This is a genomic window from Natrialba sp. SSL1 (genome assembly GCF_001861355.1).
GTDB lineage: Archaea > Halobacteriota > Halobacteria > Halobacteriales > Natrialbaceae > Natrialba.
In genome coordinates this window covers 1-14736 of sequence record NZ_MASN01000001.1, presented here as the reverse complement: position 1 = coordinate 14736, position 14736 = coordinate 1, and the positions used below count along the sequence as shown (strand labels likewise).

At 51.7% G+C, this 14736-nt stretch carries 14 protein-coding genes and 4 pseudogenes; 7 read left to right on the top strand and 11 right to left on the bottom strand.

Annotated elements, in window-relative coordinates:
* The first annotated feature begins 389 nt into the window (after positions 1–389).
* From BBD46_RS00070 to BBD46_RS00060, 4 genes and pseudogenes are all read left to right on the top strand, one after another.
* Positions 390–1736, top strand: a pseudogene (locus BBD46_RS00070) (RNA-guided endonuclease InsQ/TnpB family protein).
* 29 nt (positions 1737–1765) lie between these two features.
* Complete coding sequence (locus tag BBD46_RS22435; protein ID WP_171908116.1) at positions 1766–1909, top strand: hypothetical protein; 144 nt, start codon at positions 1766–1768, stop codon at positions 1907–1909.
* Between the two features lie 229 nt (positions 1910–2138).
* Positions 2139–2741, top strand: coding sequence for a hypothetical protein (locus BBD46_RS00065; RefSeq protein ID WP_071399751.1), 603 nt, complete (start codon positions 2139–2141; stop codon positions 2739–2741).
* Positions 2719–2979, top strand: coding sequence for a hypothetical protein (locus tag BBD46_RS00060; protein ID WP_071399750.1), 261 nt, complete (start codon positions 2719–2721; stop codon positions 2977–2979). Before BBD46_RS00065 ends, BBD46_RS00060 begins: the two co-directional genes overlap by 23 nt.
* A 51-nt stretch (positions 2980–3030) precedes the next feature.
* On the opposite strand, the gene BBD46_RS00055 is transcribed toward BBD46_RS00060, so the two are convergent.
* Together BBD46_RS00055 and BBD46_RS00050 are read right to left on the bottom strand one after the other, a co-directional pair.
* On the bottom strand, positions 3031–3480 hold the full coding sequence (locus BBD46_RS00055; RefSeq protein WP_171908121.1) for a hypothetical protein: 450 nt from the start codon (positions 3478–3480) through the stop codon (positions 3031–3033).
* Positions 3481–3504: 24 nt separating this feature from the next.
* Entirely contained in the window at positions 3505–3843 is a 339-nt protein-coding gene (locus BBD46_RS00050) for a toxin-antitoxin system TumE family protein (RefSeq protein ID WP_171908120.1), read from the bottom strand.
* 107 nt (positions 3844–3950) lie between these two features.
* On the opposite strand from BBD46_RS00050, the pseudogene BBD46_RS00045 reads away from it, so the two are divergent.
* Positions 3951–4232, top strand: a pseudogene (locus BBD46_RS00045) (ArsR family transcriptional regulator); the annotation flags it as partial.
* A gap of 174 nt (positions 4233–4406) precedes the next feature.
* On the opposite strand, the gene BBD46_RS00040 reads toward BBD46_RS00045, so the two are convergent.
* The 5 genes and pseudogenes from BBD46_RS00040 to BBD46_RS23620 form a co-directional block, all read right to left on the bottom strand.
* Complete coding sequence (locus tag BBD46_RS00040; RefSeq protein WP_071399747.1) at positions 4407–4613, bottom strand: antitoxin VapB family protein; 207 nt, start codon at positions 4611–4613, stop codon at positions 4407–4409.
* Between the two features lie 232 nt (positions 4614–4845).
* Complete coding sequence (locus tag BBD46_RS00035; protein ID WP_216094812.1) at positions 4846–5286, bottom strand: DUF3368 domain-containing protein; 441 nt, start codon at positions 5284–5286, stop codon at positions 4846–4848.
* A gap of 57 nt (positions 5287–5343) precedes the next feature.
* On the bottom strand, positions 5344–5592 hold the full coding sequence (locus tag BBD46_RS00030; RefSeq protein WP_071399746.1) for a UPF0175 family protein: 249 nt from the start codon (positions 5590–5592) through the stop codon (positions 5344–5346).
* Between the two features lie 511 nt (positions 5593–6103).
* A pseudogene (locus tag BBD46_RS21375) lies at positions 6104–6451 on the bottom strand (zinc ribbon domain-containing protein); the annotation flags it as partial.
* Between the two features lie 72 nt (positions 6452–6523).
* Complete coding sequence (locus BBD46_RS23620) at positions 6524–6682, bottom strand: DUF7563 family protein (protein WP_420883928.1); 159 nt, start codon at positions 6680–6682, stop codon at positions 6524–6526.
* Positions 6683–7489: 807 nt separating this feature from the next.
* Here BBD46_RS23620 and BBD46_RS00020 point away from each other — a divergent pair.
* Positions 7490–8170, top strand: coding sequence for an IS6 family transposase (locus BBD46_RS00020; protein ID WP_071399744.1), 681 nt, complete (start codon positions 7490–7492; stop codon positions 8168–8170).
* A gap of 23 nt (positions 8171–8193) precedes the next feature.
* On the opposite strand, the gene BBD46_RS00015 is transcribed toward BBD46_RS00020, so the two are convergent.
* A complete protein-coding gene (locus BBD46_RS00015) occupies positions 8194–9027 on the bottom strand; it encodes an FkbM family methyltransferase (protein WP_171908119.1) in 834 nt (277 codons plus the stop codon).
* 563 nt (positions 9028–9590) lie between these two features.
* Here BBD46_RS00015 and BBD46_RS21370 point away from each other — a divergent pair.
* Positions 9591–10751 (top strand): glycosyltransferase family 2 protein, encoded by a 1161-nt coding sequence (locus tag BBD46_RS21370; RefSeq protein WP_084777635.1) that lies wholly within the window; start codon positions 9591–9593, stop codon positions 10749–10751.
* 298 nt (positions 10752–11049) lie between these two features.
* On the opposite strand, the pseudogene BBD46_RS23000 reads toward BBD46_RS21370, so the two are convergent.
* The 3 genes and pseudogenes from BBD46_RS23000 to BBD46_RS21990 form a co-directional block, all read right to left on the bottom strand.
* Positions 11050–12224, bottom strand: a pseudogene (locus BBD46_RS23000) (IS4 family transposase); the annotation flags it as partial.
* A gap of 37 nt (positions 12225–12261) precedes the next feature.
* Complete coding sequence (locus BBD46_RS21365; RefSeq protein ID WP_084777626.1) at positions 12262–13398, bottom strand: glycosyltransferase; 1137 nt, start codon at positions 13396–13398, stop codon at positions 12262–12264.
* A gap of 645 nt (positions 13399–14043) precedes the next feature.
* On the bottom strand, positions 14044–14706 hold the full coding sequence (locus tag BBD46_RS21990) for a sulfatase-like hydrolase/transferase (RefSeq protein ID WP_171908118.1): 663 nt from the start codon (positions 14704–14706) through the stop codon (positions 14044–14046).
* Positions 14707–14736: the final 30 nt, after the last annotated feature.

Below are 14736 nucleotides of genomic sequence, written 5' to 3'. Positions count from 1 at the left end.
GTTGCTAGTAGCGGGTCGATCGGTGTTGGTGTTATCCTTGAAAGGAGTGTGACGTCCGTTAGTTCTGTGCTCCGATGAGTTGTGTTGTACGACGCTGTGGAAAACAGTCGACCTTGGTGGACTACCTTTCAACAGCGAGAGAGTCCCGCCGTTCACGGCGGGCGTGAATCGCGTAAGCTCCGGTGAGAAACCACCGAGTTACTGCTGCTCTTGAGTCTCCAACGACTCAAGGCCTGCTTCGATAACTTCTCGGTACGCTTCTTCGAGGGTTTGATCCTGTTGCTCGGCATAATCTTTCACCCTCCCGTTTAGAGTATGTGAGATGTCGATGTTCGGTCTCATCTGTGTCCAAAAGACATTTAGACAGAGAGGTACAAATGTCTGTTGTCGTGAAGCGTACCAACACGTTCGCAGTACGCCCGCTTTCCGAAACCGGAGAGCAACTGCTACGCAATCTGTTGGACGCTTCCGCCGCTCTCTGGAACGAAGTCAACTATCAGCGACTCATGCGGTACAACGACGAGGACGGCTTCGAGGGCGACGTATGGGACGCGGACACCGGGCGACTCGAAGGGCGATACAAAGGCGTTCTCGGTGCGTCCACCGCCCAACAGGTGATACGGAAAAACAGCGAAGCGTGGCGCGGGTTCTTCCGACTGAAAGACCAGTACCACGACGAGTCGAACACATCGGTTACTGAGCACCCGGAACCGCCGGGATTCCGTGGTAATGAAGACGATGGACGGCAACTCAAGACCGTCATCCGCAACACGTCGTACACCGTCGAATGGGGCGACCGCTCCCGACTCGAAATACTCGTCGGAAGTGAACTGAAAGACCGCTACGACCACACCGGACGACTCCGGCTCGAAATCACTGGCAACCCGAACTGGCCCGAGTACGAGAAACAGGGCCGACTCGACCTGTGGTACGACGAGACAGACAGCACCTTCCGAGCTTCACAACCCGTGACTGTTTCTGACGAAACACGGGACACTCCACTGGCCGACGAGAAGGCCGCTCTGGATATTGGTGCAAACAATCTCGTCGCCTGTACCACGACGACCGGCGAGCAATACCTGTACGAAGGCCGCGAGTTGTTCCACAGGTTCCGCGAGACGACCCGAGAAATCGCCCGGTTACAGTCCAAGTTGCGGGAAGGCCGATACAGTAGCGAGCGTATCCGGCGGCTGTACCGAAGACGGACCCGTCGCCGTGACCACGCCCAAGAAGCGTTGTGCCGTGATCTTATTGAACGGCTGTACGCAGAGGGCGTGGACACAGTCTATATCGGCGGGTTGACCGACGTCCTTGAGACACATTGATCGGTCGAAACCAACGCCAAGACACACAACTTCTGGGCGTTCAAGAAGTTCACCGAACGGCTGGCGTGTACGGCTCAGGAGTACGGTATCTCAGTCGAAGTTCGGTCGGAAGCATGGACGAGCCAAGAGTGCCCGCAGTGCGGGTCGACAGATCGAACAACACGCCATCAGGACACGCTCGCCTGTCAATGTGGATTCGAAGGCCACGCCGACCTCACAGCGTCAGAAACGTTCCTGAGACGGCAGACAGAACAGGCAGTCAGGCCGATGGCACGGCCCGTGTGGTTCGAGTGGGACGACCACCAATGGTCGGGGCCACCACGCTCTCACCGTCCCAAAGAACAGCGCACAGACCCGAGTACCGTCCACCGTGACGGGAATGTTGCCTCCGGGGACTCTCAAACAGTCTGAGACTCCCACGTCGGAGAGGAAACCCCGTCGTGAACGACGGGGAGGATGTCATGCTTGAGCAAGACGAGTTCGAGACGTACATCGGTGTGCTAGAAGAGGAGGCGAGGACGGCACATCCACCGAACAGTGAGCAGTTTCACCGCGCGATTGATGATCTCGAAGACCGGCGATGACCAGTGGGGGACAGCCCAGGAGATCCATTACGGAATTAGGGCCGAAGTCGGAGTTGTACATTGACGGCGAGGAAGACCGAGCGACGGTTCGCGGGGGCACTATTTCGTCGTGTTCGTGGGCGGAGGCCTCGGAGAAAGGCGACTACGATCGCAAACAGCCAGATCGAGCGAACAGCCTCGGATATCGCGGCTCCCGACGATTTATGCATCCGCCTGCTAACGAGCATCTATGGGCGGTATCGAACTACGAAATGGAACACTCGTCGTCGAGCGTGAACCGAACCGACTCGACGAGCTGGCGATTGGATTCTCCGAGATTCTCGGTCAGTTTGACATCGAACACGTCTACATCGCGGGGTACGTCTCCATACTCGCTGGTCGAGCACGCTCTACCGAAGACGTCGACGTCCTTATCGAACGGATCGACGAGGAAACTGCAGACGAACTCGCCAAAACGCTAGACGAAGACGCGTTCTGGGGGCCGGCAATGCCACTCACGTCGATGTACGAGATGCTCGACAACGGTGATAACATCTGGGTTGCCCCGGATGACCAGGTTACACCGCATCTCGAAGTCAAGTTTGCGCGCGACGAGTTCGACCGGGCGTCCCTCGAAAACGCTATCACGGCCACGGTCAGTGGCGAAGAAATCCCGATCGGTCCGTTAGAACTTCAGATCGCCTACAAACTCCACCTCGGCGCGCAGAAGGACATCGAGGATGCAGTCCACCTCTACACGCTCTTCGAGGAAAGTCTTAGTGTGCCCCGTCTCGAAGAATGGGTAACGCGGCTCGATGTCGAAGACGAATATGAGCGACTCAAACGTGCATGAACACCTCGACGCAAAGCACGACCGCAACCGCGAGCAGCGCATCGAGGGCATCAAGCGCTGGGTCGAGTATATCGAGTCTCACCCACCGGAGACGTGGGGACCACAGCAGAACGCCGTTGTCAATGACCAACTCGAAGCAGCCCAAAGCGTCCAGACGTCTGCTTCTCACCAGCAGCATGTGAAAGACGTAGCGGCAGAAATCCTCGACCCGAGCGACGAGTCCGACGACGCGTCGTAAGAGGGTTCGATTGTCGGCACATCTCTAGCGGTTCTCAGTTCCATAGGCAACTCACGGCGCTGCGGCTGCCGTGTCGCCAGCTTCTGGATCAAACGAGAGGTCGATGACAAGTTCGTCGAACCAGACGACCGGGCGCTTGCTCTGGCCGTTTTCCTCGAAGAAGATGATGCCCAGCTGTGCGAGCCGACTGAGTTCCTCGTGGACGTTCTTCACGTCTCGGTCAACAACTCGTGCGGTCTCGTTGATGCTGGATGGTTCTTCCCGGCGGATGGCTTCGATGAGATCGAGGACGCGCGGCGTCAGCGTCTCCATAAGATCGTCGTAGCTGGTAAACGAAAGCGTCGGCGGAGAATCCACCGCATCGCCCCGTTCGAGGGTCTCGATGCCGTCGGTGACAGCATCGTGGAACTCACTCGATGCCGTTACAGTCACGACGAGGGTTGATTCGGCCCGAAGCTGTTCGCGCTCCATTGGGTGCAGTGGTGGCGTGGTATCGTTCATGGGTATCACCGTCGTGTGATGGCCTCACTTGATTTCGAACTCGGATTTCGGGATCTCGCTCCAGAATCGTTCCCAGAGTTCGACCATCCCGGGAAACGTGAGTATGTCTGGGTCGGGATCCGGTGCGACGTGCAGTTCGTGCCCTTTGGTATCCTCGTGCGAGTTATCATATCGACGGATAGTGCCATCGTCCAGCGTGCGGGGCGGGTCCGGCTCCGTCGCGCCGTAGTGGAGTTTATAGGCCCACCCAGACGGGTACGCGTCACGGTCTGTCCGCATGCAAAACACACGGATAACGGTCCCGTCGGGGTACTTCCTCCCCTCGCTTACGCCATTGAGGTCGTCGCCGGTCAGTGAGGCCATCCTCATCCATTGGTACACAGGCCAATGGCATAAGACCATTGGTCAGGAGAACAATAGCAGTTGTCGCACTCCTACTACCCATATGATTTCGCCGGGTATCAGGCCGTATGACGTACATGAATCCTCGATTGAGTGATGACGCCATTCGTCGCCATCTCAAGATGTTAACAGACGTGGGCGTTGTGCAGTTGCTGGAGTTCGAGCCAGGAGCGCGCACTGGTGGCTTCCCTTACCAGTTTTTCGAGTTGTCTGCGGAGGCTCGTGCGTTGTTCGATCAGAACGGGTTGTTCCCTGAAGAAGCGTGGACGCGTCAGTGGCAGTCCGTAGAGAAAACGCCGCGAATTCGAGCTATCGAAGCAATGCCGCGCCCCTCCCCTAGCGACGAGTAACAGTGGGCTCCCTCCCCGTGCTGAAACGCGAGCATGCTCGGGTCATGCAGATCGGAGGCGAAAATTTGCGCTCGTCGCACTCCTTCGGTTTGCTCAGTTCGGGATAGTCGATGAGAAAATTCGCATCGGGTATCTTCACCCATTCTTCAACAGACAACGGCTCCTCGCATTCGACTACTCTGTTTCCTTCTTGCGCGCCTCACGAACGCGATCAGCGTGGTCATCCGACCACCGTCCGAACCCAGCGAGGAGATCGTGCTCACCGTCCTTTTCGAAGAGTCGCTCGAGTACATCGTTATAGCTCTCCCCTTCGCGTCTCCGGCGATCGAGGTGCCGTTTCACCCGGTCGCTAACTCGAATCTGTTCGTCAGCGGTCGACATCGGTACGTCAACGTTCGCAGTAATTCGACATAGACGTTAGGAACAGGTACTCTACAGGAACGATGAGAGTGGAACCTGCCCACCAGATTCCCGCAGCGTACGAGTTCCGCTCGGGTACTCGCGTAGTCGGCACGCTTCCGGTAGGTGCAGTCCTCGACGTTCCGTGCACTCGAGTACGGTTGGTCGCCAAAAGCGGGCCACAAGGTGAGAGGGACAGTGCTCGAGGAGCGCCTCAGCGTCCGTCACGCGCTTGTTCGAGAACTGTCTCGTACAAGTCATCCGAAATCCAAAAGCCCGCTTCGCGAAGGCGGTCGAGTTCTGTTCGTACTGTGTCCATGTTGTCGACCCCGCGTAACAGAACTCCGATTGCCCCCGTTATCGAGAGTCCGTGTCGCCGAGCGGTTTGGCGTGCCTCACGCTCGTCTATGAGCACAAGATCAGCATCCGCTTCGATCGCGTACGCCAGTGCTGCGGCTTCTCCTCGGTCAATATTTCGACGAAATTCGGCGACAAGGGGTGTTTCCTCGAGCGAAACGATCTCGAAAACACCCTCGTCATGCGCAGCCTGAAGTGCCTCGAGACCGTCTCCCCCGTCCAGTAGTTCGTCCCAGACCTGTTCGGGAACAACGACCGTCGAGAACTGCTCACGGACGAGGTCGAGCCGGCCGATCAATGCAAGGGTGAGTTCGGAGACGTGTCAGCAACGACGAGGTCACTGTCACCGCCGCCGTCACCGTTGACCATACTCGAGATCTTCCGCGAGTTCCTCGGTCGTGTAGTGGCGCTCAACGTTTCGGTCGCCGAGCAGTTGGTGGAACTCCTTGCGAGAGAGGGCGGCGAGCTCACGCGCCTTTCCGAACGAGAGCATTCCCTCTCGATACAGTGTTACAGCCAACTCTCGGCGGAGTACGTCTTCCCGCTCGTCTTCCGGGACGGGTATGGAATCGTAGACGTCCGAGGGAACATCGATCGTCCGCATAGGGTATGATTGGCGGGACAGCTACAACAGTTCTCGGTTCAGGTCCGTATTCAGTCGATCACCCCATCACTCTCGGTCGAACCTATCAGCGTTCCGTGGGCACCTGTCGTCACTGCTGGCGTGGTGTTTGCCGTCGGGTTGTAAGCCAAAGGCTCGCGACACACTGTGCTATTCCCGATCTGCCGATCGACTGGACTCGAGTAGTGCCAATACTCGGCCGATGATCGCATCACTCCTCTCGTTGCGCAGGTAGTTTGTAGTTCGCGGAGTGTGAACTAGTGAGTGTGATGGCGACACAACAAAACACGACAGAGATCGAGGTGACAGACCTGCGTCCTGTCCTCGATCTCCTCCAAAAGCCGAAGCTAGCGGAGTTCTACGCCGTGCTTCGCAACGGGCCGACGACGATTCCGGCTGTCCTTCCGCAGGTTAGTATTGGGAAAACAGCAGCGTACGACTACTGTAAATTGCCTCGGGGTCAAGCCCCGAGGCTTTCGCGTGGACTCCCGCTCTATGCCTCAACAGAGGCAGGGGGTATGTACTCTCCACTCACGTTCAGCGTCCCGCGATTCAAGCGCACATCTACGGGTGCGCCTCCGTCGCCTGCATTTTGCCGACGACGGAGATACTGCAAACCGATGTTCTTCGCTGCGTTGTAGTCGGCGTGGTTCTCATACCCGCACTTTTGGCACTCGAACGATTCTTGATGGCGATTGTCGTCGTGGGTAAACCCACACGTCGAGAAACGCTTCGACGTATTGCGCGGGTCAACCTGTACGGCTTCGATACCGTGTTCTTCGGCTTTGTATCCGACGTACTCGTAGAGGCGTCGGAACGCCCAGACGTGTTGCCACGTCGCCCAGTTCGAACTCTGTGATTATGGCTGGGTGCGTGGAGTAGCTACAGTGGTGGTAACAGTGACGAGTGAGTGTCAGATGTACTCAAGTGGGGAGTCGGCGGGACTGCTGACAGGTGTGCCGTCGTGGTTGGCAGCAGCACCGTGTTGGAGGAGGTGGTTGTGTCTACACTCGATGCAGGCACGGGCCGTATTGGTCTCGTCACTGAAGACGCGGGCGAAGTCAGGCAACACAGGGCGTCGCAGTTCTGGCAGTGTTTCATGGAGTTGCTGTACAACCGAATTGCGGGAAGGGGAATTGACTGGTCAGGAGTTGAACCCGACACACCACGAGGACAGGAGTGTCTTACCGACGATTCGGGGTTCGGGTATTGAGTGTTGGCAGACGCGAAGGCGAATGAGTCGTGGGTGGATTCAGGGTAGTGTTGAGATGTGGTGTGGTGTCGTGCCTACACGAAGTCTGCTTGTATCGTTCGTATTGTCGCTGTGGTTGCTGTTGGTTCGTGTTGCGGTTCGAGTTGGGAGTTGCAAGTCAGGGACGGCTGGTCACGGCCGCCGGTGGAGTGTCTCACGGATAGTGGTCTCTGGTGGGTAGTGAGTGTCGAGTAGTACTCGACTGCTACCGCGAGAGCGCCTGAAAGTGGCTACCCGGCACCAAGGACTCACGGCGAGTCACTGGTGGAGCCAACACAACACATGACGTGAAAGGGAACATGTTTCTGGCGCGTGAGATTGGGGATGCAGGAACAGGTTGGGCCACTGTAACTGCACGGGAGAGCGGGCAATAAACAGTGGGTAGTGTAGGCGACCGACCACTTGGCACGAGTGGTCTTGGGTCTGGCTGTTGGGCTTGTCTTGATCCCTGGTCGTTTTCGAGCGGTTCGGTAGATGCCTCGCTCGTCACGTGCGTCCCGCAGGACTCGGTGGCTCAAACAGTCATTGGCATCAGTGCAACCCAATTCTGGTTCGAGACTGGTGTTCGGCGAGGGCACTGTCTAGATGAGGGTTTGAGGAATGAGCAGGTGGTGGCGAGAAGTGCCTATGCAACTCGCCAACCTGCTCAGAGAGACCTTAGACGTGGATTGTGATGAGGTTTGGGAGAACGAACGCACCCCGACACCCGTCAGGGTGTTTGGGGTGCGTCTCCATTCGATGAGATTGTCGGTTCGAGAGGTCGTCGCAGTGCTCGAATTACTCGGTATTGACCGTTCTCACGGCGCAATTTGGAACTGGACGCACACACTTTCAGAGGCACAGAGCGACCCGCCGACGGCCCAGCCGTCGCGGGTCGCGGTCGATGAGAAACAAATCGAGGTAGACGGCGAGAAAAAGTGGTTGTACGCCGCGATCGACACAGAATCGAAGCTTCTGCTCGAAATCGACGTCTACAGCCGCCGCGGGACTGACCCCGCGGCGGCATTTCTGCATCGACTCATCGAGAAACACGAAACCGACGAGACAGAGTTTCTCGTCGATGCTGCCGGCTATCTGACTGCCCTCGCGCGCCACGACTTGAGCGGTCAGCTCAATTACAGCGACCGAAACCACGTCGAAAAGTGGTTTCAGACTGTCTCAATGCGGATCGACCGCTTTCACTCCTTCTGGCGGGGCAGTCCAGCTAGCGCACGCCGCTGGCTCAGACGCTTCAGACACCATTATAACCACGATCGACCGAATCAATCACTCAATGGACGGACACCAGCTGAGGAGGTGCTGAACTAGACAGTGCCTCGGCGAGCGTATTATTATTGTGCGTGAATGAAAAACACGTTTTCGCGGTCGAAGAGCCGGTTGGCTGTAAACCCGTGAATCGATAGAAACTCGAACAGTGCCTCCACGTTCGCCACATCCTGCGGGTGGACCTCAATGAACAGGTCTCGGCAGTTGGGGAGTGTTTTCGTAAGACCTTCGAGCACCTGTAATTCGCCACCCTCAACATCGATTTTCATCACCGTAGGTAGCTCGAGTCCCTGATTCCGAACATAGGTATCGCCATGGGCGACAGTGATGGGGTCCCGTTCGTGTTGGTGTTTCTGTCCTTGTCTCTGTTTGTGTTCTTGCGAAATGTCGGTTGCCGGGTCATTGGTGATACGGCCACCAGATGTGAGGTAAGCGTTGGTGGACTTGTTGCTGAGGGCGACGTCGTGGATCGTGAATTCCGTGTCGTTTAGGAATTGGGTCCGGCGAAGACGGGTCCGGCGGTGGGGACCAGGCTCAAACGCATGGACCGTCGCCTCTGGTTCTGCTGTCGCGACGAGGGCGCTATACGTGCCGATGTAAGCACCGACATCATAGAACACGTCGTCAGGGCCGATGGTATCGACCACGGACGCCATTAACGGCTTTTCAGCGCCTTGGTAGTCATCGAAGCCATCGCGTTCAGCAACCGTCTCGAGTTCGAGATCTATCGTTTCTCCAGCCACATCAAACGAGATAACCGCCGTTGCTTCAGTGTCTACAGCATCGTAAACACGTTTGAGCTCAGCTTTCAAGCCCAGCGATTCGGCAGCACGGCCGGTTTTAGACTCCCATAACCACTGCAGGAGTGACCGAGCTTTCAGTAACGTCTCGTCTTTCACACCCATGCCACGCACATCCACACTGGGCGCAATAATGGTTGACCAATAGATACGAATATCAAACTGTTCTGTGGCAATTAACGTTAGCAACGTGGACGAGTTACGCCTAAACCCAGTCGCCACCGTGGTAAATGTAGGTATCGTTATTCGAGGTATCGGCAATGGTTACGCTCTCCCCACCCTAGCCGTTCCACTGGCCGGTCAAACTCAGTTGCCGCTGTTTTCGCCGACGCTGCGGAACGTCGTCCTCTGTACGTCACGGGATCTCGTCCGAACGAAAAAGGCGCTGCCGAAGAGTCGACAACGGAATAAACTGCGCCAGAACGGTCTTAAGCGGACCGACAACGCCATGACAGGGAATTATTCGGCCGACTTGGCGGGAATCCCTCGCCATGAGAGCGCTAGGCTGGTATCACCAGTCCGTGAATTGGACTTATGTTTCCACTCGTCACATAGAGATACTCTGTGCGCCATTCTAACCAACCCCAGTAGCTATCCAACAAGTAAATAACAATTCCCTGAAAACCGTACTATTTATGCTATTTGCTATCCGTCTTCAGAACATGAGTATAGTATTGGAATTTGTACTCCTGATGTCAATTTTTGGGCTTGTTCATACATACTTTCTATATCCAGTTTTACTATTTATAGTTGATGTGTTTATACGTGGTGAGAAGGGTAGAGGGCCGACTGGAGAATTGCCGAAAATTGCACTTGTTATTGCAGCGTATAATGAGGAGGAAGTCATTGGAGAAAAAATCGAAAATAGTTTAAGACTAGATTATCCCGAGGAAAAAATTGAAATAGTTGTATTCTCTGACGGATCTACAGATAATACTGATAAAATCGTTAAATCATATGAAGAAGAACGGGTGCACTTAGAACGGATTGAGGGAAGGGTTGGAAAGACTGAATGCCAAAATAGAGTCGTATCCAAAACAAAGAACGATGTTGAATATATTGTATTCTCTGATGCAAATAGTATGTACCACCGAAATGCTATTAATAAATTAATGGAGAAATTCGGTGATAATATAGGCTGCGTAGTTGGTGAATTGCGATATAGAGATTCTAGTGATATCGAAGGCGAATCATTCTATTGGCGATATGAAAATATAATAAAAAGGTTTGAATCGAGGGTGAATTCGCTAGTAACAGGGAATGGATCAATATATGCGGTTAAGAAATCCTCATATACACCTCTTCCACGTGGTGCTATCAGTGATTTTGCTGAACCTCTCGCCATTATACACAAGGGAGAGAAGGTCAAATATGCCCCAGATGCGATCGCTTGGGAAGATACTGCTGGGTCTATGGAATCAGAGATGGACCGTAGAGCAAGAATTGTCACACGGTCTTGGAATACGATTTCCAATTACCTTAATCTGCTAAATCCAATCCAGTTTCCTATTTTCTCATTCCAGATTTTTTCTCATAAAATTCTAAGATGGTTATCTCCGGTTTTCTTACTGTTAGCCCTGCTTTCCAATCTGATTATTGTTTTATTTTACAATTCTTTATTTTATGAGTTATTACTATTGAGTCAATTAATATTCTATATGCTTGCTCTTACAGGATTTGCGTACGGTAAAAAGTATTCTTCCCCACCTCTAATTTTCCATATCCCCTACTACTTTCTGATCTCTAATTATGGCTTGTTGATTGGTCTATGGAATTTCATACACGGTCAGAATATAATCACTTGGGAAACCGAAGATAGATGAATTAAACAAACCAAACATACTTGCACAACCTTTTCACTCCTTCAAAAAAGTGACCAGAATTCACTGTCCATTCTCCACACTTTTCGCATCCTTATTACGAGATTGCCTATGAGAACCGACCAAAGTGTTCTATTGGATAGCGGCGTTCAAGTCCGACGACCATTTCTGGCGGACTGGTTCATGGCAACCCCACCATAAATTCCACCTTAGTTTCATAGCAGTCACTCCGACAGGGTGCTATTCAACAGGGCAGACCAAAGAAGTTCAATATATACACTCTATTATCATCTGTGTTCGGTTAAGGCCAGACCTCTGTGTTGATGGCTTGAGGCACTCGTTTGTTCAAGGTGAGGCGTGATCTATCTGGTTGGTGAGCCACAACGCACCAGTTCAGGAAGATTCGGTGGTGGATGGCCCAGAGCAAGTCCGAGATCTGCAAGCACTAGCTGGGCGACGACTTTTTGATCGGTCGCCCAGCGTTCTTCTGGATACCCAACGTCCGTTTCAATCTCCTGAAACACCGCTAACAAGGCTCTGCTGACCACAAGCGTCAGCAGAGCCGCCGTCATGAGCAACTCTGCAATCGCTTCATTACCTATCTCGAACTTCTCCAGTCCATACCGCCACTTCAAATCCAGGAATAACAACTCAACCTACCATCGCAGGCTGTGCAAGGCTACTACTTGCTCTGGGGTGAACTCGTTCGGGAGGTTCGTCACGTAGAGGTGGTAGTCGTCGGTGTCCACAATGAGGACACCGACGACACGAAACTCAATGATAGTCAGAGACTGTTTCTCACCATACTTCCCGCGCTTAAACTCGAACTCACCAGTCACATCGGTGTGCTTGTGCGTGAGATTCGAGAGTCGGTCTTGGGGATGGGTTCCAGCCAAGTAAATGGCGCGCCCGCGCCATTCCCGTCGCTCGCCGACAATTCGTGGATTCGCGTTTGTCTTCAACCGACTCACGAAGAACTCATAGTTCTCGTAAATCAACGCGAAGTGGCGGTAGCTGTAAAACCGAGATTGAACACAAAGGGCCGTCCACGCAGCCAGTTCCACACGGGAACTGGCTGCTTTCATGGGTTCGTTCGTCAGTGAGCTTGAACTATACGAGTGTCTTTCATGTGACGTTATAGACAAGATACAGCTGCGCTCCGGATTGATCTTCGTGAGTTGTTGGAAATGTCGTAAGGAGAGGATGTAACCTGAACACGGTTGCATCGGCGATTATCGTATCGCGGAACTGGATGAGTTGCGGAGTGATGGTGTGCGGAACCGTGACCTCCTCAGGCACGCGCTTGAGGAGGTCACGGAGTTCCGGCGTAAATCCGTCGTAGAAACTGGAACGAGCCACAGTTTGGTTAGTCGCAGTCTGATAGCCCCGCTGAAACGCGGCGATAGAGCGGGTTTCGCCGTCCACGGCGAAGCCTAAGATGAGCGATCAGACGAGCATCGTGATATCAATCTGTTTGGCTGCTATTATAGTATTTTAGAGGATTACAACAGAACTACCTTATGTAGTGATTTTTTATTATTGAGGCGAATTTCTTCATTTGGGATTCTGGATTTAGAGAATCTGTTGTTTCAAGTCCACCATCGATAAGGCTCCGGTACAAATGCGGGGAGGAGTAGCCTCTCTTCATAGATTGTATTAAATCCTCTAATGATCTTTCCTCAAACAAGAGACTATTATAGTTGTGATCAACCGTAAATGGAATCCCACCACTATCTGCACATATTGGTACTACTCCTGCAGACATGGCCTCAAATTGTACTTTACCTTGCTTTTCTGCTGTCGAAGGCATTAATAGAAAATCATTTTTCGAGACTATATTGAAGAACTTTTCATCATCGTATACTCTGCCCATAAATTCCACATTCCTAGTGTCTAAATGATTGAATTTTGTTAAATCATCCATCCCTAAAACATTAAGTTTAATATCGATATCTATATTGTTCACTGCTTTAATAGCTAAATCGATACCTTTCTGATAGTTTTCACGGCCTATAAATATGACTTGTCGATTATATTTATAATTTACAACCTCATCATTATTATTAATTCTCATGAGGTATATAAATTCGTGTTGATTTTTATTCCCAATGTCATAAAGTGATTCCCCCGCATAAATAACAAGATTATCCCTAAAAATTCTTTTTGTTATTATAGGATATATGATAGACCCTGCAGGTTTAAGACTTTTCTTAGCGACATTTGTTACTACGCCCTCATCTTCTAAGGCAAATCGTCCCACCCAATCAGATATAGCCCTAATAACAAGATTTGTGTCTTTCAATTGATATGACATCATCATCCCTACTTTCATATATGGGTAATTAACTAAAAATATATCTTCTTCTAGATCACATTCTCTCTTTATAAAACCCATATATTTTCTGTGGTTTTTTATGTAATCCTTTCTATTTATCTCATTAAATAAATTGAATACCGTAATTTCATCCACAAATTGACAGTAAATGTCAGGATCAATATCTCCCTGAGGCCTTACACTACAGAATAAGTTAATATCGAAGTGTTTTGATAATTCATTAATGTAAAATGAATGAGTTCCCCAAATTTTGCCATTATGCTCAATACATTCTGTGTACCATAATATATTTAATACAGGTCGATCGCTCTCCATCTTTATCGATTTAATTCACAACCACTTATGAGTTCTGATGAGATTTGTACGTTTCGATTGAAACCAATGATTTATAACTCGTTTAAGCATATATCATTTTTCAACGTTGTAACCTCCAGCTATGATCAATAACTCCCGAAACTGTCCGAACCGGTCACGCGCTCGGACGGTGGAACCGTGTGAGAACTGTTGGGTGTTTATATTATCATGGGTTGAATGTTCAACTGATGAAACCGAGCGTAAGAGTTCAAAGAGACGGTCAAAAAAGTAGGCCATCGTGACTAAGATGCAACAGTCGTCACAAGTGATCAAACCTGGAAAGCGATTGGTGCAGACCTCTACAGGGCGTGGTATTCAGTTGGCAAGAGGCCGACAGTCAGCGTGCCGGCCTCTCGCAAGGGTCATATAGTGTGGCGAATCGTTTATCGGTGAGGTGACGATCTGCTTTCTAACCCCTCTCCAAGCGGAGTTCGGTGAGATGCTGGTGGTTCCGTTGATCAAGCGACGTACTTCACCGCCAAGGCGGGGAAAGACTTCGTGGCCGAGGAACCAATCGAGTTAGTGTATTTCCCGACCGGGGATAGAGGTTACCGCTGAGAGTTGTGAAAATTCCTAGTCCTCGGGTCTAGCTATTCGTCCCGTGTTTTAAGGACGGATATACCCGAGATCTTTTAGATGATCTTCAAGGCCCTCATCTATATCTGTAGACTTTTTAGTTACAAGCCCATTATTTTCCGAATTATTAAATTTCCCGCCCACATAATCATGGTTATCATGGGATATGACTTCCGCTTTTTGCGGACTATGAATGTCGAGAGTAAGGTAATAGTCACCTTTCTGTGCAAATTTGCGGACGCTGTTCTCATTATTCTTATAAACTGCTCTCCATGGTCCTACAAATCTCTCTACCCCAGATATCGACCCGAAGTTCTTAGCGGCCCTCTCCTCAAGCAGACGGTAAGTTGATGCAACCACGTCCTTATTAGTGAGGGCCATCTCTGGTTTTTCTTCCCTATTGACAACAGACCGAATGAGATCTGGAATGTGAGTCAAAGATGCAGCTTGGCGAATAGTACATCCGGCATCCTGACCAGGAAGCTTAATTACCAATGGAATATGTAGCAAACATTCGTGAATACCCCACGAGTGTCCCACAAGTTGAACTTGAGGGTCAACCCGGCTATATTCACCGAATGCCTCTCCGTGATCACTTGTTACAATAACTAATGTATCATCGATTTCACTTTTATCGGAAAGATTAGTGAGAAGATCTTTAAGAATTGGTATGTGTTTAGCCCGAAGGCTCAACAACCGGTACAGCGTGACGCCTTGAGATCA

Bases quoted from the DNA above. Each gene is read 5' to 3' on its own strand.
- BBD46_RS00060 (WP_071399750.1), top strand. From the start codon at position 2,719: ATGAGCGACTCAAACGTGCATGAACACCTCGACGCAAAGCACGACCGC.
- BBD46_RS00020 (WP_071399744.1), top strand. From the start codon at position 7,490: ATGCAACTCGCCAACCTGCTCAGAGAGACCTTAGACGTGGATTGTGAT.
- BBD46_RS00030 (WP_071399746.1), bottom strand. From the start codon at position 5,592: ATGCGGACGATCGATGTTCCCTCGGACGTCTACGATTCCATACCCGTC.
- BBD46_RS21365 (WP_084777626.1), bottom strand. From the start codon at position 13,398: ATGGAGAGCGATCGACCTGTATTAAATATATTATGGTACACAGAATGT.
- BBD46_RS00050 (WP_171908120.1), bottom strand. From the start codon at position 3,843: ATGGCCTCACTGACCGGCGACGACCTCAATGGCGTAAGCGAGGGGAGG.
- BBD46_RS00065 (WP_071399751.1), top strand. From the start codon at position 2,139: ATGGGCGGTATCGAACTACGAAATGGAACACTCGTCGTCGAGCGTGAA.
- BBD46_RS00055 (WP_171908121.1), bottom strand. From the start codon at position 3,480: ATGAACGATACCACGCCACCACTGCACCCAATGGAGCGCGAACAGCTT.
- BBD46_RS00040 (WP_071399747.1), bottom strand. From the start codon at position 4,613: ATGTCGACCGCTGACGAACAGATTCGAGTTAGCGACCGGGTGAAACGG.
- BBD46_RS21370 (WP_084777635.1), top strand. From the start codon at position 9,591: ATGAGTATAGTATTGGAATTTGTACTCCTGATGTCAATTTTTGGGCTT.